Genomic DNA, 23,802 nt, shown 5'->3' on the forward strand with positions numbered 1-23,802 from the left:
AAAAAAACCGGTAATCTGTTAAAATTCAAAACTAACTTTAGCGGTGAAGTAACTCATTATGCTGGTATCTTCTCCCTGCAGAGGTTTAAACACGGTATAAGCCGGCGCCAGGGTAAAGCGGCCAATGATGTAAGAGCAATTCAGGGTCAGATCCAGCGCGCGGGGCTCAAAGCCGGTATGGTCAGTGGATTCCATGGGCTGGCCATTCACGTTCTTTTTACTTCTTTTAATATCCTGTTTGATCTTTGCGGAGCGGGATATGTACTGGAAGGCCTTCATATTGCTATAATAATGCGCAGTGCCCAAGGTTAACCCAAGGGATGGCGTAACCAGCAATACATCATCATACTTTAATACATCCATAAAAATAAACGGATGGCGTACGGCCAGGATCATATTAAAATCCCTGCCGGATTCTGTAGTGGTCACCTCATTCCGTATACGGATGGGCAAACGGCCTATTTGCCGGTAAGAGGTAGTGGTGCCTGTTTCCTTTCCCCAGCCAAAATCCAGGCTAATACCGGGTTGCAGCCACCAGCCACGGTAATAGAAATAGGCAAACAATTCATTTTTTATGGGTGTAAGCGGTACATCGCTGGAGTCTGAAAAAAAGTAACGGGTATAGGAAATACCGGTCAGGAACTTCCGGCTTTTCGTGTAGTCGTAACCGGCAGACAAGTCCCATTCAAACCAGGGATTCTTTTCTGAATTTGTAAGATAGTAACCGCTCAGCGATCCAAAAAAACCGGATTTATGATAGTAGGCAACAGAGGGCGAGAAAAAGGTCTTCATTACAATAGGCCGCTCAAAGTTGGTGGTTTTGCTGCCATAAGCCGGGTTATTACCGTAGCCGATACTTAACAGCACATCGTTCGTCGCCTGTTTTTGCAACAGGGAATCCAGCTGCCGTTCCAGCTCCGCCAGTGATTGTCCCACAACCATCCGGCTGCAGCATAATAGGGATAAGAGTAAAATGCACCGGTGTTTCCACATGGCTGCAAGATAGGAGATTTCGGGAAAAAAAGGCCATGGACTATGGCCCATCGACCAACCTACACCAGCTCTATCACCGTAATTTCCGGCAATATGCCTACGCGGCCGGGATAACCTAAAAAGCCGTAACCACGGTTCACATACAGGCGCTGGGCGCCTTCCTTATACAAGCCGGCCCATTCCTTATAAAAGTACTGGGCAGGGCTCCAGCGCACACCGGGTATTTCCACGCCAAACTGCATACCATGGGTATGGCCGGCCAGCATCAGATCTATATCCGGGTATTCCGGGCGCACCTGGGCATCCCAATGGGTGGGGTCGTGTGACAATAATATTTTAAAGGGAATGTGGGAGCTGCCTTCATATGCCTTTTTCAGATCGCCGTACTTGGGAAAACGGCTCATGGCGCTCCAGTTCTCAATGCCTATCAATGCTATCTGCTCCCCGTCGCGTTCCAGCACTACGTGCTCGTTCATCAGCAGGCGCCAGCCTAATTCGCCATGGATCTGTTTCAGGCGGTCCAGGTTCTGGGCGCGCTGGTGGCTGTAACCGGTTTCGTCGCGGTCAGGCCAGGGGTAATAGTCGCCATAGTCATGGTTACCCAGGGTAGAAAATACGCCCATAGGGGCTTTTAGCTGGTTAAACACATCCATGTAACCATCCATTTCCGTGGCACGGTCATTTACCAGGTCGCCGGTAAACAGGATCAGGTCGGCCTGCTGGGCCTTGATCAGTTCTATTCCTTTCAGCACCGCCTCCTTATTATTAAGGCTGCCGGAGTGCACGTCAGAGATCTGCACAATGCGCAGCCCCTTAAATGCCTGCGGCAGGTTCTTAAAGGCCAGCTTCATCTTGTGTACGCGATAGTTGTACTTATTGGAGAAGCCGTAAGTAAGGGTGGCAAACAAGCTGCCGCCCATTAACAGGCCCATTTTGGTAAGGAACTGCGATCGGGAAATGCCGGCAGGCACCTCGCCCGCTGTGGGCGCTGGCCGGTTACCAAACCGTTGTATGAGCCACATAATGCCCCGGCGTATATCATCTACCAGCAGGAACAGGGTTACCAGCAGCTTGGCCATTACCAGCCCTATGAGCACTGCCATCACATAAGAGCGTACAATAGGCTTCCAGTCGTGCCAATGCAGGTAAGGCAGCAATACAATGGTAAGGATACAGGCAATGGATATCAGCCAGTAAATGCCGTACACAATGCCACGGGTGCGGGGAGCGGCCCCGTTCATAATGGCCCGTATACCCATAAAAACGTAAATATCCAGGCAAATGATCAATAATATAAGAACAAGCGAATTAACTCCTGAGCGCATGATATTAGCAAAGTTAGATGTGTCAAATTGATGAAGACGATTGACGATCCGTCATATTGTATGACCCCATCAAAAATGTTGCTACAATTATGGAGAAAACACATCCCTACCCGCAAAAGCTTCATTTCCATCCTATTAACATCAAACTCCACTAATTTTTGTGAATAAATAAATAAGTGGGCACCGCATATATTAGCCTAATCGTTGTATTTTTGTCACATTCGGGATGTTGTATCAATAATGAACCATTCATTATAAAGCAGTTAGCCAATGCAATTTACTTATTACGGCCATTCTTGTTTTTCGGTAGAGATCCAGGGCAAAAAGATCCTTTTTGACCCCTTCATTACCTATAACGAGCTGGCTAAAGCGGTGGATGTGAACCAGATAGGTGCAGATTACATCTTTGTTTCCCATGGGCATGACGACCATGTGGCCGACCTGGTGAACCTGGCCCGCCGTACAAATGCTACCGTAGTAGGCAGCTATGAGCTGGCTACCTGGGCCGGCAAGCAGGGTATTGAAAAAACTCATCCCATGAACACGGGGGGCAAGTGGCAGTTTGACTTTGGCACGGTAAAATGCGTAGTGGCCCACCACTCCAGCGGTTTGCCGGACGGGTCCTATGGCGGTAATCCCTTAGGGTTCATTTTCACGACCCCGGCAGGTAATTTTTACTATAGTGGCGATACGGCCCTCACCTTTGATATGGAGCTGGTGCCCCGCTTTGCTAAATTAGATTTTGCAGTGCTGCCTATTGGCGATAATTTTACCATGGGTGTAGAGGACGCCATTATTGCCGCTGAGTTTATAGAATGTAAGCGTATTATAGGAGTTCATTACGATACTTTTGGGTTTATTAAGATAGACACGGACAAAGCCAAACAGGCTTTTGCGGATGCCGGACTGGAGCTGTTATTGCCTGCTATTAATTCTAGTATAGAGTTAGCAGTTGGCAGTTAGCAGTCGGCAGTACGGTCTCATGACTGCAAACTGCCAACTAAAGACTGCACACTATTTTATTATCCTATTATCCTATAAATAACCTAAGAATATTCAATTTAACAAATGGCAAGAACAATCGCAATCGCCAATCAAAAAGGGGGCGTAGGTAAAACCACCAGCGCAATAAACCTGGCCAGCAGCCTGGCCGTGCTGGAATTCAAAACCTTGCTGGTAGACGCAGACCCGCAGGCGAACAGCACCACCGGCTTGGGTTTTGACCTGCGTAACATACAGCAAAGCCTGTATGATTGCATGGTGAATGATGTGCAGGCCAAAGACGTGATACTGGAATCAGATACCCCGAACCTGAAAGTGCTGCCCGCCCATATTGACCTGGTAGGTGCGGAGCTGGAGCTGATCAACCACCCCAACCGTGAGCAGGTGATGAAACAGGTGATAGATTCCGTGAAGCAGGATTATGATTTTGTGATTGTAGACTGCTCTCCTTCCCTGGGCCTGATCACTGTGAATGCCCTAGTGGCTTCCGATTCCGTGATCATACCCGTACAGTGCGAGTTCTTTGCGCTGGAAGGTTTGGGTAAGCTGCTGAATACCATTAAGATCGTTCAAAGCAGGCTGAATACATCCCTGGAAATAGAAGGCATTCTGATGACCATGTACGATGGCCGTTTGCGTCTGAGCAACCAGGTGGTGGATGAGGTAAAACAACACTTTGAAGAAAGCGTGTTCAACACGATCATTCACCGTAATACCAAACTGGGTGAAGCGCCCAGCTTCGGTAAATCCGTGATCATGTATGATGCGGCCAGCACCGGCGCCATTAACTACCTGAACCTGGCCAAAGAAATATTACAGAAGAATAACTTTACAAAAATTAACTTAGAAGATAAAATACTAGCTATAAACGATGACCAATCCGAGTAAGAAAGAGGCGTTGGGAAAAGGCATCCGCTCGCTGCTGCAAAACATTGATACTGATCTGAAACAAACTTCCAGTGCCCTGGGAGATAAAGTGGTGGCTGCCGCTACCGGTATTGAACGTATTCCGCTGGATCAGATCGAGGTGAATCCAAAGCAGCCGCGGCGTGACTTTGATGAGCAGGCGTTACAGGAGTTGAGCCATTCCATTAAGCTGCATGATATTATACAGCCCATTACCGTAGCCAAAGTTGGTAAAAAGTACCAGCTGATAGCCGGTGAAAGGCGTTTACGCGCCAGCAAAATGGCCGGCATAAAGGATATTCCCGCGTATGTACGGCAGGCCAATGACCAGGAATTGCTGGAGCTGGCCCTGCTGGAAAACCTGCAAAGGGAAAACCTGAATGCGATAGAAATTGGCCTGAGCTACAAACGCCTGATGGAGGAATGCACCTTTACACAGGAGCAGGTGGCCGACCGGATGGGCAAAGAAAGAAGCACCGTTACCAACTATATCCGTTTACTGAAGCTGCCCCCTGATATACAGGTAGCAGTGCGCAATGGGCAGATCAGCATGGGCCATGCCCGCGCGCTGATCGGTGTGGAGAATGTAGAAAAACAGCTGTTCATTTTTAACGAGGTGGTTAAGAACGGTCTTTCCGTACGCCAGGCAGAAGAACTGGTAAGAAAGGTGAACCATGTTGAAAAAGGAACTGTTAAAAAACCAATAAAAAATTCCCTTCCTCCGGCATATCAGAAAATAGAAGATAACTTAGCCTCTCATTTTGCAACTAAAGTATCGCTGGATAGATCAAAGTCGGGTAAAGGCAGTGTTACAATTGAATTTTACTCAGACGAAGAGCTGGATAGCATACTGGAAAAAATAGATTTATACGGTGGCAAAAAATAAGGCCGGGCATACATTTCACTACCTACTATGCCGTTTCCTCCTCCTCCTGCTTATAGCTGGCTGCACCTGCAGGCCGTTATACGCGCAGGATACCATTACTCCCAACACACTAAAGCCTGGCACGGATACTACACACAAACCTGCTGCTAAAAAGGATTCCGTTATTGTATCCGGCTTGTTTAAGAATCCCCACAGTCCGCGTAAGGCTGCCTTCTACTCTGCCGTGGTGCCGGGTTTGGGTCAGGCCTATAACCGCGAGTACTGGAAAATACCTTTGGTATATGCCGCTATGGGCATTTCCGCCGGTTTTTTTATCGGCAACTTTAACTACTATAAAGACTACCGCGATGCTTACCGCATTCGTATGGATGGTAATGCCAATACGGTTGACAAGTATGCGGCTATCTACAGGGATGCAAATTCGCTGAAGTTCCTGCGCGATGCCTACCGGCAGTATGTGGATTATTCCGTACTGGTATTTATACTGGCCTATGGCCTGAATATTATTGATGCTACGGTGTTTGCACACCTGCGCGACTGGAATATGAATGACGACCTGAGTATGCGGGTTGTTCCCAAAATGCTGGATAACCGCTCCCTGGGTTTAAGCCTGCAAATAAACCTGGGTAAGGTAAAGGGAAAGAATAAAGGCGGATGGGCTTTCGGAAAATAGTTAAGTAATCAGATCAATTTATGAAAATAGCACTTATCGGATACGGTAAAATGGGAAAGGCTATAGAAGCCATTGCAACAGCGAAAGGACATACAGTGATCCATCGTATAGACCTGAACAATAAACACCTGCTGGATAAGGAACACCTGCAGCAGGCCGATGTAGCTATTGAATTTACCACCCCGGAAACCGCCTATTCCAATATACTCAAATGCTTTGAAGCCAATGTACCGGTGGTATGCGGCACTACAGGCTGGCTGGAAAAGCTGCCGGATGTAAAGGCCCGCTGCCTGGAAAAACACCAGGGCTTCCTGTATGCCAGTAACTTCAGCATTGGGGTGAATATTTTTTTCGAGATCAACAAACGCCTGGCAGAGCTGATGTCTACCCAGCCCCAGTATGATGTGAAGATGGAGGAGATTCACCATACCCAGAAGAAGGATGCGCCCAGCGGCACAGCTATTACGCTGGCAGAGCATATCCTGGATAAGCTGGACCGCAAGGCCGGCTGGGTGAACCAGGAAAGCAGCCAGCCGCAGGAGCTGTCCATCATCAGTAAACGGGAAGACCCCGCCCCAGGTACCCATAGTATTACCTACACCTCTGCTATTGACGATATCACCATTACCCATACGGCCCACTCCCGCGAAGGGTTTGCCGCCGGCGCTGTAATAGCGGCTGAATGGCTGAATGGCAAAAAGGGCATCTTTACCATGAAGGACGTGCTTAGCCTGTAAACTTCAAACTTTTAAATATATTTGCCAGCAATTCGCACATCTGGGTGAGGAGATGCAAATCGTTTTATATGCTTTCAAAAAAAACACAATATGCCTTTCATGCCTTGATACACCTGGCAGAAAATGCAGATAAGGGCCCCATTCTGATTTCGGAGATTGCCCAGGAAAAGAACATTTCCATTAAGTTCCTGGAAAATATACTGCTGGAGTTAAAGAACGCCGGAATTTTGGGGAGTAAGAAGGGAAAAGGTGGCGGATATTACCTGATGCGCGCGCCCAAGGAAATACCGCTGGCCCGCATTATACGCTTGCTGGACGGGCCTATAGCCCTGCTGCCCTGCGTAAGCCTGAATTATTATGAGCGCTGTGAAACCTGTAAGAACGAAGCCGTTTGCGGGTTGAACGAGGTAATGTCGAAGGTGAGGGATGCAACGCTTAAATTGCTGGAAAACAAAACATTGAAAGACATTCTTACACGTAATTAGCCGCAGCTACCAAAGTTTGGTAGCTGCTTTTTATTGGCCTTTACAGCAACCCCTACTCTCCCTAAAATTTCCTATTTGTTATAACCTGCTATTCCCCTGGCTGTTGCTTTGCAAGACTTTGCCTGGTGAATGATCGCATTTGTTAACAGCGGCTCAGGCTGGCGCATAAAGTACTGTGCCTGCAACAGATTGCTGCTGGCCTTATAGCACCGCCTGGTCTTACCGGACGCTGCGCTCCAATGTGTCATCGGTTGGGGTTATCGCCATTGGACCGGAATGATTAGTTGGTTATTCGGGATTGTTCACCAGACCAATGCGCACGCCAGGGATTGCCTTAATGGGCCATCACAACCATCTTCATAAAAACTTATACTCTTTCCCCACCTCCCGGCCTAATGACTGTGAACAGCCATCTTCTTAAAGCCTAATAGATCAGATAAAGTTAACCTGTTGCTTTCTTAGCACACCTGATTTTACTGCCTGTTTCCTTTCCCCTCTCCCGTTTTGTCAGCCGTGCATAAATTCTTAAGTATTTTTACCCCTATATCCTATAGTTTTTATAGGATTTATGTATTTTTGTTCTAGCTAAGGAAGTACATGACAGACATTAAAACCGCATTGGCAGGACTGTCTGAAACAGCTGCCATTCAATATCTTACTGAACAGTTCCCGGGTGCTGTGGCTTTTTCCACCTCTTTTGGACAGGAAGACCAGGTGCTGGCGGATATGATCTGGCGCAATAAATTACCCGTACGGGTGTTTACGCTGGACACCGGCCGCCTGTTCCAGGAAACCTATGAGCTGATGGACCTTACCCGTGCCCGCTACAAACAGCCCTTTGAAACTTATTTTCCTGAAACCGCCGCCGTGGAAAAACTGGTAGCGGAAAAAGGCTTTAACAGCTTTTATGATTCAGTGGAGAACCGCAAGGAATGTTGTTTCATTCGCAAGGTAGTACCCCTGAACCGCGCATTACAGGGCGTAAAAGTATGGATCACCGGCCTGCGGGCAGAGCAATCCGAGAACCGGCAGGCGCTGGAAGCCCTGGAATGGGACGAAGCCCGCGGGTTATACAAATTTAACCCCCTGGTGAACTGGACCTATGAGGAAATGCTGGCCTACCTGGATAAGAACAATGTACCTTTTAATAAGCTGCATAACCAGGGCTTTATAAGCATTGGCTGCGCCCCCTGTACCCGCGCCATTGAGCCGGGAGAGCATCCCCGCGCGGGCCGCTGGTGGTGGGAGCAATCCAAGAAAGAGTGCGGCCTCCACGGGTAATTAATAATTAAGAATGAATAATTAATAATCAGAGGGTAGGATAACGTGAGACGGAAGTACTTAGTTGTTCATTGTTAATTTGTAGGTAAATAGTCAATAAAAATGAATGAATAATTGTGCCGCCGTAGTAACTTGAAGCGTAATATTCATTTAATTGTTAAAGTAAATAATTGATGATAATTAAGAAGGCTGCATTACACCGAAGTAAGACATCCACGATTATTAATTCTTAATTATTCATTATTAATTATAAACGTAGTTATGAGTAATCAAATAAATTGGGAGTTTCCGCAGGCATTGGAAGATGAAGCGATCTATATTCTCCGTGAAACCGCCGCCCAGTTTGAAAGGCCGGCGATCCTGTTTTCAGGCGGTAAAGATTCCATTACCATTGTGCGCCTGGCGCAAAAGGCATTTTACCCCGGTAAAATACCTTTTCCCCTGCTGCATATTGATACCGGCCATAACTTCCCGGAAACTATTGAGTTCCGCGATCAGCTGGTAGCTTCCCTGGGGGTAGACCTGGTGGTGCGTAACGTGCAGGATAGCATTAACCAGGGTAAGGTGCAGGAAGAAACCGGTAAATATGCCAGCCGTAATGCCTTACAAACCGTTACCCTGCTGGATGCGATCGAGGAAATGAAGTACGATGCCTGTATTGGCGGCGCCCGCCGTGATGAGGAGAAAGCCCGCGCCAAGGAAAGGATCTTTTCTGTACGCGACGAGTTTGGGCAGTGGAACGCCAAAATGCAGCGCCCCGAGCTGTTTGATATGCTGAATGGTAAAATTCATATAGGCGAAGGCGTGAGAGTGTTCCCCATCTCCAACTGGACAGAGCTGGACGTATGGAACTACATCCGCCGCGAAAAGCTGGACATTCCCTCCATCTACTTCTCTCATGAAAGAGAGATCATAGAACGGGATGGCATGTACTGGCCGTACTCCCCTTTCCTGAACACCACGGAAGAAGAAGTACCCTTTAAACAGAAAGTACGTTTCCGTACCGTAGGCGATATGACCTGTACCGCAGCTGTGATCTCTGAAGCCGATAAGCTGGAAGATATTATCTCTGAAATACTGGAAGCCAAAATATCTGAAAGAGGCGCACGTATGGACGATAAGCGCTCTGAAGCCGCCATGGAAAAGCGGAAACAGGCAGGGTATTTTTAGGAGCTGTTAGCTATTAGCTGTTGGCTTTTAGCTACCCTTCGTATGATATAACTTATTTTACAATAATAAACCTAAGGCTAACAGCTGAATGCTAAAAGCCAAAAGCTAAATAAATTATGGAAGTATTACGTATAACCACTTCCGGTAGTGTGGATGATGGTAAAAGTACCCTGATAGGCCGTTTATTATACGATACCAACTCTATTCCCCAGGATAAGCTGGAAGCCCTGCATGCAGCCAGCAAACGCAAGGGGCTTGACTTTACCGACCTTTCCCTGTTAACAGACGGGTTGGTGGCTGAGCGGGAACAGGGTATTACCATTGATGTGGCGCATATCTATTTCTCTACCCCTACCCGTAAATACATTATTGCCGATACGCCTGGCCACGTGGAATATACGCGTAACATGGTTACCGGCGCATCCAACGCGCAGGTATCCCTGATACTGATAGATGCCCGTAAAGGCATTGTGGAGCAAACTTACCGTCACTTTTTTATAGCCAACCTGCTGCGCATTCCGCACCTGGTAGTATGCATCAATAAAATGGACCTGGTAGATTATGACCAGAACCGTTTTAACGAAATTGTTACGGATTTTCAGCTGCTGCTGGACAATGCCGCCTTTAAAGACCAGGTAGTACGGTTCATTCCCATCTCCTCCATTTACGGGGAAAACCTGGCTACCCGCTCTGAAAAAATAAGCTGGTATAAGGGAGAAGCGTTACTGGAATACCTGGAACAGATCACCTTTGACCATGGCGATAGCAATCACCCGGCCCGTTTCCCGGTACAGTATGTAATACGGCCTAAAACCGATGCCTACCATGACTTCCGTGGCTTTGCCGGTAAAGTGGCCAGCGGCCATTTTAATGTGGGCGATGAGATAATATCCCTGCCCTCCATGCAAACCAGCCGTATTAAAACTATACAGCAGTTTGAAACGCAGTTAGATACAGCCAATGCCCGCGAAAGTGTAGTGATAACCCTGGAAAACGAGATAGATACCAGCCGTGGTAACATGCTGGCAAAACCCGGCCAGGAGCCGGCTGCGCTGAAAGAGATCAGCGCGCATATTTGCTGGATGGACCAAACCAAGCTGGTGCCCGGCAAAACCTACCTGCTGCAGCATGGCATTAACCGCGTAAAAGCCAAAGTACAGGGTATACAACACGTAATAGAAGTTACCACCAACCGTACTATTGAAGATAAAAAAGAGCTGGGCCTGAACGATATTGGAAAGATCTCCCTTAAAACCGCCCATCCTATTTTTGCAGACCCTTACCATATAAACCCCGCCAATGGCGCCTTTATACTGGTAGATGAGTATAGCAATGCAACCGTAGCAGTGGGATTCGTTGAGTAATTAATAATCGCAGGAATAGTACTTCATAAAAACACATTTCCTGCACCAGCATAATAAAGAGGGCGATACTCAAATTGAAGTATCGCCCTCTTTATTATTAATTATCCATTCTTAATTATTAATTACCTACCTGAAGTACTTATCAAACTCCGAATCCAGCTGAAAGTAAAGCACACCCCAGTTCTTCAGCCGGGCTATATCGCGGGCGGCCGCTGCATAGGCAGCCCTTGTTCTGCCCTTATATTTAGCCCAGTTAATTACGCCTACCACCATAATATTCTGGGCCTGCGCCCACTTCACATCATCTTCCGACATGGTGTTCACATCCCCGAAAAGGTAGTAGTAATCCGGGTTATAGCCGGGTTTCTGAATATTTATTTCCAGCTGCTGGCGGGTGCAGCTAAGCTTTACCTTACCGGTAAAGTAGTCGGTTGATTCATCGGCCCCGATCATCAGGGCCTGCTTATCCAGCCCATACTGCTGTAACAGGTTCACTATCTGACCTAATAACAGGGTATCACTACTGGTGATCTTATTATCCAGCATTACCTGTATATGGCCGCTGGCCGCTGCCAGCGCATCTTCCAGGCGCAGTACCTGGCTGCCCCTGGGCGTACGCAGCTCACTGATCTCTTCCCATGACATAGCGCTTACAGGCTTATCCACCCCGTAATAACGTTTAAAGTTATTATCGTGGTTAATGATCATTACACTGTCTTTGGTAAGGCGCAGGTCCATCTCCACCATCCAGTAACCGCGTTCAATAGCATCCTGCAGGGCGGCCATGCTGTTCTCTGCATTGGAGGTATCCACTACCCCGCCCCGGTGCGCGATCAGGAAATAGCGGCCAAATCCCTTGCTGGGGCCTTGCTGGCCAAAGGCGGTATGGGCTAGCAAACAAAAGCTTAGCAGCAGAAAAAGGTCCCCCGTTTTTTTTCTCATAAAAGGTTTAGCAGATTTCAAATGATAAATTAGCAAGAATGGCATATTCATCAAAATGAAAGTTTTATTAATATTATACAATGGGAAGGGTAATTACAAGTTTATTTTTGTTGATTTTGGTTGTAGTGCTCAGGCTCAGCAATCTGCCCTGGATACTGCCGCATCACTGACCAGGAATCCAGCTATTTATGCACTGCTTGTTGCCCAGCATAATAACGTTAAATATGAAAAATATTGTAATGGTAAAAATGCAAATGACCTTTTCAACAGTCAATCACTCACCAAAGATGTAATGTCTTTATTGGTTGGTATTGCTATCAACAAGGATTACATTCAATCGGTAGACGAACCCCTGTCCTGTTTTTTCCCATCGCTTTTACAGGATAAAGATAAAAGAAAACAACGGGTTACTATCCGGGAAGTCATGAACCAGGCTTCCGGCCTTTGGCATGAAGACCTGGAAAGCCCGGGAGGGGTAAAGGCATCCAAACCTATAACTGGCCTAAATGAAGGATGGGCACTGCAATGGCAGCGGTTTACCGGGCCTGGAAATGCACACCAGGGATATTTATAAGATCGGGCTTACAGGTTCTTCAACATATCCGTTACCATTTTAGGCAGGTCATAATCCGGCTTCCAGCCCCAGTCTTTGCGGGCCAGTTCATCATTAATGCTCTTAGGCCAGCCGTCTGCGATCTGCTGCCGGTAATCAGATTGGTAGCTAATAGTGAAGTCAGGGATATGCTTTTTGATCTCTGCGGCTATCTCTTTGGGCGAAAAGCTCATAGCGCCCAGGTTATAGGAGGAGCGTACTGATATTTTAGGCTGCTCTGCTTCCATCAGCTCAATGGTAGCACGGATGGCATCCGGCATATACATCATGGGCAGGTAAGTATCTTCAGAAAGGAAGCAGGTATATTTTTTCTCTTCCTGCGCTTCATGGAAGATCTCAATGGCATAATCCGTAGTACCGCCGCCAGGTGCAGATTTATAGCTGATCAGCCCCGGGTAGCGCAGGCTTCTTACATCCACGCCATAACGGTGGTTGTAGTATTCGCACCAGCGCTCACCGGCAAATTTGCTGATGCCGTAAATGGTAGTAGGTTCTATAACCGTATGCTGTGGGGTGGTTTCTTTAGGGGAGTTAGGACCAAATACCGCAATAGAGCTGGGCCAGTACACTTTATCCAGGCCTTCTTCCTTGGCAATATCCAGCACGTTTAACAGGCTTTGCATGTTGATATGCCAGGCCAGCAAAGGATTTTTTTCACCGGTGGCAGAAAGGATGGCTGCCAGCAGGTAGATCTGGGTAATGTTATGGCGGATAACCAGCACGTGCAGCATTTCCTTGTTCATAACATCCAGCGATACGTAAGGGCCGGAGCCTTTCAGCAGCTCATGCTCCTCGCGCAGGTCAGATGCTACAACGTTGGTATCCCCGTATATTTTACGTAATGTCAGGGTAAGCTCCACGCCTATTTGCCCGCAGGCGCCTATTACCAGTATTTTATCCTTTTTCATTTCAAGTGTTTAAGTACCGCGCCTTTGAGGTGCACACATTTGATCCGTAATATTAATGGCTTCATTGAATATTAAGAACATTGCACATGGGTACATGACAATGATTCAACAATCTTCTCTTTACATCATTAGCATAACCGGTGGTGATGATTAGCCGGTTACAATATTATGACAATTTAAACATTTAGCGGATTCCGTACCTTTACGTCCTCAAATTAAAATGCAGATGAATCATTTGAAATCTTTGTTCAAAGAGCAATATAATCCCGACAATTTTTTCCTGATAGCCGGCCCCTGTGTAGTGGAAAGCGAGGAGCTGTTAACAACCGTGGCAGAGAAAGTTTCCGGCATCTGCAAGCGGCTGAACATCCCTTATATTTTCAAGGCATCGTACCGCAAGGCTAACCGCACCAGCATTCATTCCTTTACCGGTATGGGCGATGTGGAAGGGCTGGACCTGCTGCAAAAAACCGGGCACACCTTTAACCTGCCGGTAACCTCCGACATTCACTCTGCCGCAGAAGCAGCGATGGCAGCCGCTTATGTGGATGTGCTGCAGATACCGGCCTTCTTATGCCGGCAAACAGACATTCTGCTGGCAGCCGCAGAAACCGGAAAGGTAGTGAACGTAAAAAAGGGGCAGTTCGTGAGTGGCGACGCCATGAAGTTTGCCGTGGAGAAAATTAAACAGGCAGGCAATAACCAGGTGATACTTACGGAACGCGGTACCACTTTTGGCTACCAGGACCTGGTAGTAGACTACCGTAACATTCCCATTATGCGCGGGCATGGCGTGCCGGTGGTAATGGATTGTACCCACTCCCTGCAGCAGCCCAATCAAACCAGCGGCGTTACCGGCGGTAACCCGCAAATGATCAGCACTATTGCCAAAGCAGCGATTGCTACCGGGGCCGACGGGTTGTTCATAGAAACGCATCCTGATCCTTCCAAAGCCTTATCAGACGGGGCTAATATGCTGCGCCTGGATCTGCTGGAGGACCTGCTGGAACAGCTGGTTCGTATACGGGAAGCCGTGAGTAAAAATGTAACTGCCCACCACCATTAGTGTGCACAATTTTTGTTATATTCATACTACACTAAAAACAATTTCACCATGATCCGTTTACATGACGTTAAAACAGGTGATACCGTGTTAGTATCGTATGAAGGAGAGCTGCTGGAAGGCAAGGTACTGGAAGTGAACCCTGAGGACAGACAGGCTTGTGTACTGACCCACGAACAGCAGGAATTCTGGTACTCGCTGGATGACCTTTATGAAATTCCGCTGGATGAATCACAGCTGCTGAAGCTGAAGTTCCAGAAAGATGAATCTGCCGCTACCGGTAATGGCCATACAGCGGTGTATGTACGGGGGCCTTTCAGCGTACAGCTGGCCCAGGAAGGCGGCCACGATATAACCCGCCTGGCTTACCGTGATGAGCACCGGGAAATCAAGGGCGCGCTTACCGTGAACCAGCTCCAGAACCATTATCATATCATGACTAATTTCCACTTAGATTAGCGGAAAGCTTAAAGGATAAAGCAAAAAGCTGATTGCCTCGCAGATATCCGCGGCAATCAGCTTTTTGCTTTATGCTTTCTCCTTTATGCTTTCTCCTTTATACTTACTTCAACTTTACGGTATCTACTGTTGTAACCTGACCTAATGTAACGGTTACGCCAGATCTTACAATGGTGCTCAGCAGCGTATCAGAAGGTATAAAGTGCAGCGTATAAGTACCGGCGCTAATACCTTTGATCAGATAATGACCATGATCAGTATAAGTGCTGGCCACTGTATCATTACCATTAAGCGCTAATACAGCCGCGGCAATGGAATCCGGTGTTGTTACCCCCCTGATAGCACCACCCTGCGCCTGCATAAAACCCCTGATAACTGGCTTCAGCATAAATTTGCCGGCAGCACCTGCTTCATGGATAGATTTTGCTACATCAAAATCCAGTACCAGTTTGTAAAGCACATCGCCGGTTACATCTGAATTCAATTTCAGTTTAACACCGGATGATTGCCCGCTGGGTGTTTGCAGATGAACGGAATCGCCGTCGTGGGTTACTACCCAGTTGTCATCGCCCAATACCAGGCGGATCTCTTTGATAGTACCTGATTTAATGTAAGCGTCAGCCAGTACAGTGTCTTTATCATTCACCAGTGTAAGCAGGTTGTAGCGGCCCTTTCTGAAACCACTCAATGACTGCCAGCCATTATCATCACTATCGGTGTAATTAATATTCACATCCTGTACATCGATATAAACGGCTTTAAAATCGCCTGGTCCGTCAGTAAGCGCTACCTGTAAATGTGCCTGCCCGCTATTGTTCTCATTTTTGGAACAGGACGAAAAGTAACACAGACCAGCCAAAGCAAGTGTGCCTGTAAGTAGGTTTCTCAGTGAATTGCTCATAAAAAGTGTATTGGTTTTAGTATCGCCTTTTTTGCGGCTTTCTCGGATTTAGATATGGTTTGTTAAAGAAAGTTTAAATACGCATTAAAAAAAAATCTTCCGTGACAACATATATCCGGCCCGGCATAAAATAAAAATGCCGATTGTGTTAGCAATCAGCATTTTGTATATTTTTTAATAATTACAGTGTTCTGCCTTACTTCACCGTTTCCATCTTCCACTTAATATTACAGCCCACACTGGGCTTTTGCAACGGGCTTACGGGCTGCCCATCCAGCAGGGCGTTAAGCGCCGCGCGCACATCCTTGCCATTCAGGGGCTGATCATTTCCGGGACGGGCATCATCCAGCTGCCCGCGGTATACCAGCTGCAATGACTGATCATAAATAAAAAAGTCGGGGGTACAGGCGGCCTGGTAAGCATGCGCCGTTTCCTGGCTTTCATCGTATAAATAAGGAAAAGTATAATCCAGCTCAATAGCTACTTCCCGCATATGCGCAGGCCCATCTTCAGGGTATTGCTGCGCATCATTGGCGCTGATGGCCAGGAAGCGGATGCCTTTGGCAATATATTCTTTGGAAAGCCGCACCAGCTCAGGTTGTATATAACGCACAAACGGGCAATGATTGCAAATGAACATCACTACGGTACCAATGGCAGCCGGTAATTCTTTTAACTGCAGCCATTTACCTGATACAACATCCAGCAATTTAAAGTCGGGGGCAGGCGTTCCTAACGGAACCATATGAGAGGGTGTGCGGGCCATGGTTAAATTTTTTAGTAGTTCAAAGGGGATGCAACACCTGCGTTTGCAATTGTTCTACAAATATCTCAACGGATTGCGACGGGCGTTAAGAATATAATTTTTCATGTTTACCCAAAAAGCCAGGATCATGTAAATAATTACCGGTGATCCCATGGTAAGGAAAGATGTGTAGATAAAAAACAAGCGGATACGGGAGGTAGCAACCCCCAGCTTATCTCCAATAGCGGCACAGACTCCGAATGCCTGCCATTCCACAAAATCCTTAAAGCGCTTCATGACTTCAAATTTATTAAAATCCGGTGTGAAAAACAAGAGAACGCTGTGGGTGCAGCCCGCTGTTGGCCGCCTGAAAGCCGTAATGCACGGACTATCAACCGGGATCTTCTGATCTTTTTATCGCCTTTTATGTTAAATTCCCCACCGGCAAAAACCCGCGAACAGCAAACCCTGCATCCTAACTACATATTATAGAATGATTTATAATAGCTTATGAAAAACATATGCATTAAATACAGCTATAAACTGTGCAGGATCGGGCGCCTACTATTTTAAAAACTTCGTGATTTTAGTTAATTTCGCGGTGCAATTTTTAACCGCACTTAAATATTTATTTCTCATGGTGTTTGATATTGAAATGATTAAAGGAGTGTACGCGGCACTACCGGGTAAAGTGGAAGCTACCCGCAAAATGTTAGGCCGTCCGCTTACATTGGCAGAAAAGATCTTATATGCTCACCTGTATGCACCTGCTACTTCGCCGTTTGCAAGAGGCAAATCTTACGTAGAGTTTGCCCCGGACCGTGTAGCCATGCAGGATGCCACCGCCCAGATGGCCTTATTACAGTTCATGACCTGCGGGCGCGATAAAGTAGCGGTTCCCTCCACTGTACACTGTGATCACCTCATTCAAGCCAAAACAGGCGCTGTAGCTGACCTGGCCACGGCAAAAGACACCAATAAGGAAGTTTACGAATTTCTCTCCTCTATATCTAATAAATACGGTATCGGTTTCTGGAAACCCGGTGCAGGCATCATTCACCAGGTAGTGCTGGAAAACTATGCATTTCCCGGTGGTATGATGATCGGTACGGATTCCCACACCCCCAATGCGGGCGGTTTGGGTATGTTAGCCATTGGCGTAGGCGGTGCAGACGCTGTAGACGTAATGGCCGGCCTGCCCTGGGAACTGAAAATGCCTAAGCTGATCGGTGTAAAGCTGACCGGTAAAATGAGCGGCTGGACCTCTGCCAAAGACGTGATCCTGAAAGTAGCCGGCATCCTGACCGTAAAAGGCGGTACCGGTGCTATTGTTGAATATTTTGGCGAAGGCGCAGATAGCCTGAGCGCTACCGGTAAAGGCACCATTTGTAACATGGGTGCGGAAATAGGCGCTACCTGCTCCGTTTTTGCATATGACAGCAAAATGTCGGCTTACCTGAAAGGCACCAGCCGTGCGGAAATTGCTAACCTGGCCGATGCAGTGAAAGAGCATCTGCGTCCTGACCCGGAAGTATATGACAGCCCTGATAAATACTACGACCAGGTAATTGAAATAGACCTGAATGAGCTGGAACCTTATGTGAACGGTCCTTTTACGCCGGACCTGGCATGGCCTATCTCTAAATTTGCACAGGCAGTTAAAGAAAACAACTGGCCGGAAAAGCTGGAAGTAGCCCTGATAGGCTCCTGCACCAACTCTTCCTACGAAGATATTTCCCGTTCTGCCTCCCTGGCCAAACAAGCCATTGACAAGAACCTGGATGTGAAATCCGAATTTACTATTACCCCCGGTTCTGAACTGGTACGTTTCACCATTGAAAGAGATGGTTTGCTGGATACCTTTGACAAAATAGGCGGTGTGGTGCTGGCCAATGCCTGCGGTCCCTGTATCGGGCAATGGGCACGTCATATAGACGATCCTAACCGTAAGAACTCTATCATTACCTCCTTTAACCGCAACTTTGCAAAACGTAATGACGGCCTGGCCTCTACACACGCATTTGTGGCTTCTCCGGAAATAGTAACGGCGCTGGCCATTGCCGGTGACCTGACCTTTAACCCGCTGACCGATAAGCTGAAAACCAAAGACGGTAAAGAAGTAATGCTGGATGAACCAACCGGTTACGAAATGCCTTCCAAAGGTTTTGCCGTGGAAGACGCCGGCTACCAGGCTCCTGCTGCCGATGGCAGAGGCGTACAGGTAGTGGTATCACCCAGCAGCGACCGTTTGCAGTTACTGGCTCCGTTCAGCGCCTGGGAAGGTGTTGATCTGAAAGGTTTGAAGCTGCTTATCAAAGCAAAAGGTAAATGTACTACGGACCATATTTCCATGGCCGGCCCCTGGTTAAAATACCGTGGTCACCTGGATAATATCTCCAACAACATGCTGATTGGCGCAGTAAATGCCTTTAACGATAAAACTGATACCGTTAAGAATGAGCTGACAGGCGAATACGGCCCGGTACCGGCTACCCAGCGCGCTTACAAAGCTGCAGGCATTGGTTCTGTAGTAGTGGGCGATGAAAACTATGGGGAAGGTTCCAGCCGCGAGCACGCAGCTATGGAGCCCCGTCACCTGGGCGTAAGGGCCATCCTGGTAAAATCATTTGCACGCATACACGAAACCAACCTGAAAAAACAGGGTATGCTGGCACTGACCTTTGCCGATAAGGATGATTACGAAAAGATCCAGGAAGATGATACGTTTGATATTATTGGCCTGACTGATTTTACGCCCGGCAAAACCCTGACCGTAGTAGCTAATCACAAAAACGGCACCAGCGACAGCATTACCGTAAACCACACTTATAACGAACAACAGATCGAGTGGTTTAAAGCCGGTGGCGCACTGAATGTGATACGCTCCGAATTCGCTAAGGCGAAATAATTAAGAATTAAGAATTAAGAAAGAATAATTAATAATAAAGAGCACTGGTGCTGCAAGCATCGGTGCTCTTTGCATTTAGGGCCCTTCCGTGCAGTAACTGCCTTGCGATTATTAATCATTCATTATTAATTAGAAAAGTTTTTTGCGCAGCTTAAACCGGCGTACCAAACTAATGCGGAAGTTGCCAGTGCCAAAGGTTTGGTAGGTTTCTTTTACGGGTGTTTCACTGCGGGTTAATACGTTCATGTATTGAAACCCTGCAAAATAAAGATTGGAGTTATACCCTATGGATGCACGGATCGTATTGTTCAGCTGCCACCCTGCTTTTTTGGGAATGCTGTCGTTCATGTACAAACGCGTTACATTCACCCCTAATGCGCCGGAAAGTGATAAGGTCATGAAGAGGTGTTTTTTATACACCAGCGTATAGGCATAACCGGCATTACCCGCCACACTTACAATGCCGGAGCCGTAAAAACGTTGCCCTTCAAAGAAATCAGGACTTTGCAGATTACTGGGTATAATAGAAGAATCGGCATGAATGCGGATGCTGAAGATCTCTGCCCCTATGATCAGCGAGCCGGCACTTTTTTTCTGATGTTCATTTTGCAGGTATGCACCGCGGTAAGAAAAGCGCCGGTCGTTGAAAATGTACATTACACTGGCCCCGTAATTACGGGTACGCAGATCGGGGCGTAAAAGCCGGGGCCTGTCCTCCAGCACATTTCCCAGCGGGCCACCCTGGTCTGCCAGAAAGTACCCTTTATAGCGCTGCCAGTACAGGTCTATCACCAGCTTACGCAGGTATATATGTGTTTGCAGGTCCAGGTATTTGGTAGTGCCATACCGGTCTTTATTGTGCTCAACATCCGGAAGGCTAAAACCCAGGTTAATGTCCAGGAACTTATAGTTGGCGCCTACCCCCACGATAAAATTGTTGTTGGGGCGGTACAGCACCTCTTTATTCAGCTTGCGGTCCACTACATCATAATAGGTGTATTTACGACCGCCATAGAGGCGCAGGTTAAGATCGCGGGTGTGATCAGTAATGTAGGCTGAATCATTTTGGGTGCGCAGCCAGCCGAACACTTTTTCTCCAAAAGTATTTTTTTGTCCCTGTGCAACCATCGTACTGCCCAGGCCAGCCAACAATAGAACAAGCTGCAGGCGCATATGCTGTAACAAAATACAATTTATAACTTTCAACAGTGAGTAACGGGTTATTAGCTAATAGTTAATAATCAGGCCCAGGCCTGTTATTTAATTTCTATTACTTCCAGCTGCTGGATGTTGCCTGCATGCAGCTCAAACCGTACCAGCGTTTTTACTTTATGCCAGCCCTGCAAACCGCAGGCTCCGGGATTAATGTGCAGCAGCTGCAGGGCAGGATCGGGAATTACTTTCAGAATGTGGGAATGCCCGCAAATAAATAGTTTGGGCTGCTGCTGCAACAGCTGCGCTTTTACGCCGGGCGCATATTTGCCCGGGTAACCGCCTATATGGGTCATGAACACTTTTACACCCTCTACTTCAAAATGCAGATTTTCGGGGTAACGGATACGGATATCCGCGCCATCGATGTTCCCATACACAGCCCTAAAAGGTTTAAAGGCCTCCAGTTCATCGGCCAGGCCGGTATTGCCGATATCACCGGCATGCCAGATCTCATCTACATTTTCAAAATGTTTGAACACCTGCGGATGCAGGTAGCTGTGGGTATCTGAAAGAAGGCCTATTTTTTTCATGACTAGCTGCTCCCGGACAACAGATCACCGTCTGCGATCCGGGAAGGCAAATCTAATAAAAGTCAATGGCCTGTTGAACAAATGATCCATGATCCGCTGTTTATGATCCGCGGATAGCGGACTATGGTCTGTGGACTGAGGACTGTTCTCCATGATCTATGATCCGCGCACAGTGGACCGGGGACTGTTGACTGTGGACTTTTCTTACTATTTTACATATCCATAAAAGCTACTATTTACATGCATCCATATACCGATATCACCGGCCGCTTATTGATCTGCTGCCCTGACCGTCCCGGCATTGTGGCGGGGGTATCCCAGTTCCTGTACTCCCATGGCGCCAATATCCTGGATGCCAGCCAGCACAGTACCGATCCACGGGAAGGCCTGTTCTTTATGCGCATGGTATTTCACCTGGAAAATACCAGCATCAGCCGGGAGCAGCTGGAAGCCGATTTCCTGGAAAAAGTGGCTTTACCCCGGCATATGGAATGGCGTATTGACTATACAGACCATCGCAAACGTATGGCCATCATGGTATCCAGATATGACCACTGCATTATGGAGCTGCTGTGGCGCTGGCGCAGCGGGGAGCTGGAAGTAGATATTCCCGTAGTGATCTCTAACCATAATGATCTGCAAAAGCTGGCAGCCGACTTTGATATTCCCTTTCATTACCTGCCGGTAACCGCGCAAAACAAAGCGCAGCAGGAGCAGCAGGCCATTACGCTGTTACAGCAGCAACAGGTGGATTTCATTGTGTTGGCGCGTTACATGCAGATCTTATCGCCTGATTTTGTGAAAGAATTTCCCGGCCGCATCATTAATATCCATCATTCTTTTTTACCTGCCTTTGCCGGCGCACGCCCTTACCTGAATGCCTATACGCGGGGTGTAAAACTAATTGGCGCTACCGCGCATTATGTTACCAACGACCTGGATGAAGGGCCCATTATTGAGCAGGATGTAGCCCGCGTAAGCCATAAACATGCGGTAGATGACCTGGTGCTGCTGGGACGCGATATTGAAAGGCAGGTGCTTACCCGTGCGGTAAAAGCACATATTGAAGACCGGGTAATTGTGCACGGCAATAAAACCATCGTGTTTTAAAGTAAAAAGAAAAAAAGCAAAAATTAAAAAGAAAAAACCGGGATGATCATTCCGCAGCATTCTTTTAATTTTTGCTTTTTACTTTTTTACTTTTTACTTATTACTCTGCTTTACTCTTAATAAACTTGCCTAATGCTTTACCGGCATCTGCATAAGCTTCGGCAATCCGTACGCCGGTATCAAAGTCATACCCACCAAACACACGGCCCTGGGCCTTTTCAACGGATATTTTAGCAACCGCCTTATCCGGGCTGGCCGTTTCCACAATCCATACTTCGCCATCCATAGAAGCATTCTTACGCCACACGCCTACGTTAAAACCCGGTTCAATAAAAGTGGTTTTAAAGATCAGCGTGTACTTTGCGCTTTTGTTATGCACAGACTTTATGCTGCCATGCTCATTAAACAGCTCAGCAAACTTGGGCTCGTAACGGGCTTCGCGGTCGTCTTTCCAGGCTTTGGCCCAGGCATCACCACGGCCGGCCTCTTTGGAGTTATACTCCGTTGTTTTTTTCTGAATGTAGTCGGCTTCATTATCAAATTTGCCCACTTTCAAACCATCGTACGTAAACTCCGTGTTAATTTCTGTTTGTCCCTTGAGTGCAGACAGGCTGCCTTCTGTTACTTTTAATTTCTGGGCACTTACGGGTGCGGCTAACGCAGCTACCAGTAATGTAGCTGCCAATACGGGGATTAATTTCATGACAATTTGGGATTTTAATTAGGTAGCAAATATATGTTAACTTTAGAAAGCTGACTATGATGTGGGAAACTTTATATAATTACCTGGATACGCAATGTGCTACCATAGCGGATCTGCTGCCGGCCATCGGCAAAAAGGCCGCCCCGGACCATGTGCACAAGCTACGCACCTCCATAAAAAGGGCGCGGGCCTGCCTTACACTGATCAAACAATTCAGCGGTAAGCAGTTCAAAGGGAAACGCTATGCTAAGCTCCTGAAAATATTACAACAGGAGGCAGGTGCGCTGCGCGATCTGCAGCTGCAACAGGAGAGCCTACGGCAATACACCAAAAAGAGCCCGCAACAGTACCGGTTCTTTAAAGCGCTGTTAAAAGATCATACCCGCCAGGCCAAAGAGCAGGCCCAGGCTACTACACAGGCCTTTCCTCAAACTTTTATTAAAAAGCTGCGCAAACAGCCGTCACAATTACCACACCTTTCCCATAAACAGCTCAGCAAACATTTACAGGAGCAATATGCCGCCATTACCATACCTGCAGGCCATATAGCGGCGGAGAAATGGCACAGCCTGCGCAAAGAGATCAAACGCCTGCATTACCAGCTGGAAATATCGCAGCCCTTGTTTGAAGGATCTGCAGCGCTGCCCGTTATGTTACAGTTCACAGACGAAGCAGGCAGCCGCTTAGGTAGCTGGCACGATCTGCTGGCGCTGCAACAATTCATACGCAACAGCATGCAGCTCATGCACAGCGAGCAAATTGTCTTACCGCGCGGTATAGATGGTTTATTGAAACAGCTGGCCGCAGACACGCAGCAACAGCTGCAACGAAGCAGGGAATGGATAAAGCAAAAACCAGGAGTACAATGGCCTGAATAAATTAA

25 protein-coding genes are annotated in these 23,802 nt (G+C 47.4%); 15 read left to right on the plus strand and 10 right to left on the minus strand.

Annotated elements, in window-relative coordinates; genetic code table 11:
* Positions 1-18 precede the first annotated feature (18 nt).
* A complete protein-coding gene (locus tag BMZ54_RS15700) occupies positions 19-942 on the minus strand; it encodes a hypothetical protein (protein ID WP_089913433.1) in 924 nt (307 codons plus the stop codon).
* A gap of 110 nt (positions 943-1,052) precedes the next feature.
* Positions 1,053-2,318, minus strand: a complete 1,266-nt coding sequence (locus BMZ54_RS15705) for a metallophosphoesterase (protein ID WP_089913437.1) — start codon at positions 2,316-2,318, stop codon at positions 1,053-1,055.
* A gap of 270 nt (positions 2,319-2,588) precedes the next feature.
* On the opposite strand from BMZ54_RS15705, the gene BMZ54_RS15710 reads away from it, so the two are divergent.
* The 9 genes from BMZ54_RS15710 to BMZ54_RS15750 all read left to right on the plus strand — a co-directional run bounded on the left by BMZ54_RS15710 (position 2,589) and on the right by BMZ54_RS15750 (position 10,822).
* Positions 2,589-3,281: a metal-dependent hydrolase gene (locus BMZ54_RS15710; RefSeq protein ID WP_089913440.1), complete on the plus strand. Its 693-nt coding sequence runs from the start codon at positions 2,589-2,591 to the stop codon at positions 3,279-3,281.
* Between the two features lie 105 nt (positions 3,282-3,386).
* Positions 3,387-4,208, plus strand: a complete 822-nt coding sequence (locus BMZ54_RS15715; RefSeq protein ID WP_089913444.1) for a ParA family protein — start codon at positions 3,387-3,389, stop codon at positions 4,206-4,208.
* Entirely contained in the window at positions 4,192-5,112 is a 921-nt protein-coding gene (locus BMZ54_RS15720) for a ParB/RepB/Spo0J family partition protein (protein WP_089913447.1), read from the plus strand. The genes BMZ54_RS15715 and BMZ54_RS15720 overlap by 17 nt, the downstream gene beginning before the upstream one ends.
* A complete protein-coding gene (locus tag BMZ54_RS15725; RefSeq protein WP_089913451.1) occupies positions 5,099-5,785 on the plus strand; it encodes a DUF5683 domain-containing protein in 687 nt (228 codons plus the stop codon). Before BMZ54_RS15720 ends, BMZ54_RS15725 begins: the two co-directional genes overlap by 14 nt.
* A 20-nt stretch (positions 5,786-5,805) precedes the next feature.
* On the plus strand, positions 5,806-6,522 hold the full coding sequence (dapB, locus tag BMZ54_RS15730; protein ID WP_089913454.1) for a 4-hydroxy-tetrahydrodipicolinate reductase: 717 nt from the start codon (positions 5,806-5,808) through the stop codon (positions 6,520-6,522).
* 68 nt (positions 6,523-6,590) lie between these two features.
* Positions 6,591-7,007: an RrF2 family transcriptional regulator gene (locus BMZ54_RS15735; protein WP_089913457.1), complete on the plus strand. Its 417-nt coding sequence runs from the start codon at positions 6,591-6,593 to the stop codon at positions 7,005-7,007.
* 597 nt (positions 7,008-7,604) lie between these two features.
* Positions 7,605-8,288 (plus strand): phosphoadenylyl-sulfate reductase, encoded by a 684-nt coding sequence (locus BMZ54_RS15740; protein ID WP_089913460.1) that lies wholly within the window; start codon positions 7,605-7,607, stop codon positions 8,286-8,288.
* 261 nt (positions 8,289-8,549) lie between these two features.
* A complete protein-coding gene (gene cysD / locus BMZ54_RS15745; protein ID WP_089913463.1) occupies positions 8,550-9,458 on the plus strand; it encodes a sulfate adenylyltransferase subunit CysD in 909 nt (302 codons plus the stop codon).
* Between the two features lie 116 nt (positions 9,459-9,574).
* Positions 9,575-10,822, plus strand: coding sequence for a sulfate adenylyltransferase subunit 1 (locus BMZ54_RS15750; protein ID WP_089913466.1), 1,248 nt, complete (start codon positions 9,575-9,577; stop codon positions 10,820-10,822).
* A 126-nt stretch (positions 10,823-10,948) separates the two neighbouring features.
* On the opposite strand, the gene BMZ54_RS15755 is transcribed toward BMZ54_RS15750, so the two are convergent.
* Complete coding sequence (locus BMZ54_RS15755) at positions 10,949-11,764, minus strand: glycerophosphodiester phosphodiesterase (protein ID WP_162277557.1); 816 nt, start codon at positions 11,762-11,764, stop codon at positions 10,949-10,951.
* Between the two features lie 55 nt (positions 11,765-11,819).
* On the opposite strand from BMZ54_RS15755, the gene BMZ54_RS15760 reads away from it, so the two are divergent.
* Positions 11,820-12,338, plus strand: coding sequence for a serine hydrolase (locus tag BMZ54_RS15760; RefSeq protein ID WP_089913473.1), 519 nt, complete (start codon positions 11,820-11,822; stop codon positions 12,336-12,338).
* Between the two features lie 8 nt (positions 12,339-12,346).
* On the opposite strand, the gene BMZ54_RS15765 is transcribed toward BMZ54_RS15760, so the two are convergent.
* On the minus strand, positions 12,347-13,285 hold the full coding sequence (locus BMZ54_RS15765) for an NAD-dependent epimerase/dehydratase family protein (protein ID WP_089913476.1): 939 nt from the start codon (positions 13,283-13,285) through the stop codon (positions 12,347-12,349).
* A 226-nt stretch (positions 13,286-13,511) separates the two neighbouring features.
* Between BMZ54_RS15765 and kdsA the strand changes: the two genes are divergently transcribed.
* Positions 13,512-14,351 (plus strand): 3-deoxy-8-phosphooctulonate synthase, encoded by an 840-nt coding sequence (gene kdsA / locus BMZ54_RS15770; RefSeq protein ID WP_089913479.1) that lies wholly within the window; start codon positions 13,512-13,514, stop codon positions 14,349-14,351.
* A 48-nt stretch (positions 14,352-14,399) separates the two neighbouring features.
* Positions 14,400-14,807 carry a hypothetical protein gene (locus BMZ54_RS15775; RefSeq protein ID WP_089913482.1) on the plus strand — a complete coding sequence of 136 codons (408 nt, stop codon included), beginning with the start codon at positions 14,400-14,402 and terminating at the stop codon, positions 14,805-14,807.
* Positions 14,808-14,910: 103 nt separating this feature from the next.
* On the opposite strand, the gene BMZ54_RS15780 is transcribed toward BMZ54_RS15775, so the two are convergent.
* From BMZ54_RS15780 to BMZ54_RS15790, 3 genes are all read right to left on the minus strand, one after another.
* Entirely contained in the window at positions 14,911-15,708 is a 798-nt protein-coding gene (locus tag BMZ54_RS15780; protein WP_089913484.1) for a DUF4382 domain-containing protein, read from the minus strand.
* 196 nt (positions 15,709-15,904) lie between these two features.
* Positions 15,905-16,474: a thioredoxin family protein gene (locus tag BMZ54_RS15785; protein ID WP_089913487.1), complete on the minus strand. Its 570-nt coding sequence runs from the start codon at positions 16,472-16,474 to the stop codon at positions 15,905-15,907.
* A gap of 54 nt (positions 16,475-16,528) precedes the next feature.
* Entirely contained in the window at positions 16,529-16,750 is a 222-nt protein-coding gene (locus BMZ54_RS15790; RefSeq protein WP_089914236.1) for a PspC domain-containing protein, read from the minus strand.
* Positions 16,751-17,090: 340 nt separating this feature from the next.
* Here BMZ54_RS15790 and BMZ54_RS15795 point away from each other — a divergent pair, with 340 nt between their 5' ends.
* Positions 17,091-19,361 (plus strand): aconitate hydratase, encoded by a 2,271-nt coding sequence (locus BMZ54_RS15795; RefSeq protein ID WP_089913491.1) that lies wholly within the window; start codon positions 17,091-17,093, stop codon positions 19,359-19,361.
* A 129-nt stretch (positions 19,362-19,490) separates the two neighbouring features.
* Here the strand turns inward: BMZ54_RS15795 and BMZ54_RS15800 are convergent, their stop codons facing one another.
* The gene (locus BMZ54_RS15800) at positions 19,491-20,546 is read right to left on the minus strand and encodes a DUF4421 domain-containing protein (RefSeq protein WP_143081029.1); all 1,056 of its coding nucleotides are present in this window, start codon (positions 20,544-20,546) and stop codon (positions 19,491-19,493) included.
* 71 nt (positions 20,547-20,617) lie between these two features.
* Entirely contained in the window at positions 20,618-21,106 is a 489-nt protein-coding gene (locus tag BMZ54_RS15805; RefSeq protein WP_089913497.1) for a metallophosphoesterase family protein, read from the minus strand.
* Positions 21,107-21,346: 240 nt separating this feature from the next.
* On the opposite strand from BMZ54_RS15805, the gene purU reads away from it, so the two are divergent.
* Positions 21,347-22,216, plus strand: a complete 870-nt coding sequence (gene purU / locus BMZ54_RS15810; protein WP_089913500.1) for a formyltetrahydrofolate deformylase — start codon at positions 21,347-21,349, stop codon at positions 22,214-22,216.
* A gap of 100 nt (positions 22,217-22,316) precedes the next feature.
* Here purU and BMZ54_RS15815 read toward each other — a convergent pair whose 3' ends face one another.
* Positions 22,317-22,919 (minus strand): hypothetical protein, encoded by a 603-nt coding sequence (locus BMZ54_RS15815; RefSeq protein ID WP_089913503.1) that lies wholly within the window; start codon positions 22,917-22,919, stop codon positions 22,317-22,319.
* A gap of 56 nt (positions 22,920-22,975) precedes the next feature.
* Here BMZ54_RS15815 and BMZ54_RS15820 point away from each other — a divergent pair, with 56 nt between their 5' ends.
* The gene (locus BMZ54_RS15820) at positions 22,976-23,797 is read left to right on the plus strand and encodes a CHAD domain-containing protein (RefSeq protein ID WP_089913505.1); all 822 of its coding nucleotides are present in this window, start codon (positions 22,976-22,978) and stop codon (positions 23,795-23,797) included.
* Positions 23,798-23,802: the final 5 nt, after the last annotated feature.

This window comes from Chitinophaga rupis, from assembly GCF_900109685.1.
GTDB classification, from domain to species: domain Bacteria; phylum Bacteroidota; class Bacteroidia; order Chitinophagales; family Chitinophagaceae; genus Chitinophaga; species Chitinophaga rupis.

Excerpts from the sequence above, each read along its gene's own strand:
- BMZ54_RS15700 (WP_089913433.1), bottom strand. The coding sequence starts at position 942 with ATGGTTGTGGGACAATCACTGGCGGAGCTGGAACGGCAGCTGGATTCC.
- BMZ54_RS15705 (WP_089913437.1), bottom strand. The coding sequence starts at position 2,318 with ATGCGCTCAGGAGTTAATTCGCTTGTTCTTATATTATTGATCATTTGC.
- BMZ54_RS15710 (WP_089913440.1), top strand. The coding sequence starts at position 2,589 with ATGCAATTTACTTATTACGGCCATTCTTGTTTTTCGGTAGAGATCCAG.
- BMZ54_RS15715 (WP_089913444.1), top strand. The coding sequence starts at position 3,387 with ATGGCAAGAACAATCGCAATCGCCAATCAAAAAGGGGGCGTAGGTAAA.
- BMZ54_RS15720 (WP_089913447.1), top strand. The coding sequence starts at position 4,192 with ATGACCAATCCGAGTAAGAAAGAGGCGTTGGGAAAAGGCATCCGCTCG.
- dapB (WP_089913454.1), top strand. The coding sequence starts at position 5,806 with ATGAAAATAGCACTTATCGGATACGGTAAAATGGGAAAGGCTATAGAA.
- BMZ54_RS15735 (WP_089913457.1), top strand. The coding sequence starts at position 6,591 with ATGCTTTCAAAAAAAACACAATATGCCTTTCATGCCTTGATACACCTG.
- BMZ54_RS15740 (WP_089913460.1), top strand. The coding sequence starts at position 7,605 with ATGACAGACATTAAAACCGCATTGGCAGGACTGTCTGAAACAGCTGCC.
- cysD (WP_089913463.1), top strand. The coding sequence starts at position 8,550 with ATGAGTAATCAAATAAATTGGGAGTTTCCGCAGGCATTGGAAGATGAA.
- BMZ54_RS15750 (WP_089913466.1), top strand. The coding sequence starts at position 9,575 with ATGGAAGTATTACGTATAACCACTTCCGGTAGTGTGGATGATGGTAAA.
- BMZ54_RS15755 (WP_162277557.1), bottom strand. The coding sequence starts at position 11,764 with ATGAGAAAAAAAACGGGGGACCTTTTTCTGCTGCTAAGCTTTTGTTTG.
- BMZ54_RS15760 (WP_089913473.1), top strand. The coding sequence starts at position 11,820 with ATGAAAGTTTTATTAATATTATACAATGGGAAGGGTAATTACAAGTTT.
- BMZ54_RS15765 (WP_089913476.1), bottom strand. The coding sequence starts at position 13,285 with ATGAAAAAGGATAAAATACTGGTAATAGGCGCCTGCGGGCAAATAGGC.
- kdsA (WP_089913479.1), top strand. The coding sequence starts at position 13,512 with ATGAATCATTTGAAATCTTTGTTCAAAGAGCAATATAATCCCGACAAT.
- BMZ54_RS15775 (WP_089913482.1), top strand. The coding sequence starts at position 14,400 with ATGATCCGTTTACATGACGTTAAAACAGGTGATACCGTGTTAGTATCG.
- BMZ54_RS15780 (WP_089913484.1), bottom strand. The coding sequence starts at position 15,708 with ATGAGCAATTCACTGAGAAACCTACTTACAGGCACACTTGCTTTGGCT.
- BMZ54_RS15785 (WP_089913487.1), bottom strand. The coding sequence starts at position 16,474 with ATGGCCCGCACACCCTCTCATATGGTTCCGTTAGGAACGCCTGCCCCC.
- BMZ54_RS15790 (WP_089914236.1), bottom strand. The coding sequence starts at position 16,750 with ATGAAGCGCTTTAAGGATTTTGTGGAATGGCAGGCATTCGGAGTCTGT.
- BMZ54_RS15795 (WP_089913491.1), top strand. The coding sequence starts at position 17,091 with ATGGTGTTTGATATTGAAATGATTAAAGGAGTGTACGCGGCACTACCG.
- BMZ54_RS15805 (WP_089913497.1), bottom strand. The coding sequence starts at position 21,106 with ATGAAAAAAATAGGCCTTCTTTCAGATACCCACAGCTACCTGCATCCG.
- purU (WP_089913500.1), top strand. The coding sequence starts at position 21,347 with ATGCATCCATATACCGATATCACCGGCCGCTTATTGATCTGCTGCCCT.
- BMZ54_RS15815 (WP_089913503.1), bottom strand. The coding sequence starts at position 22,919 with ATGAAATTAATCCCCGTATTGGCAGCTACATTACTGGTAGCTGCGTTA.
- BMZ54_RS15820 (WP_089913505.1), top strand. The coding sequence starts at position 22,976 with ATGATGTGGGAAACTTTATATAATTACCTGGATACGCAATGTGCTACC.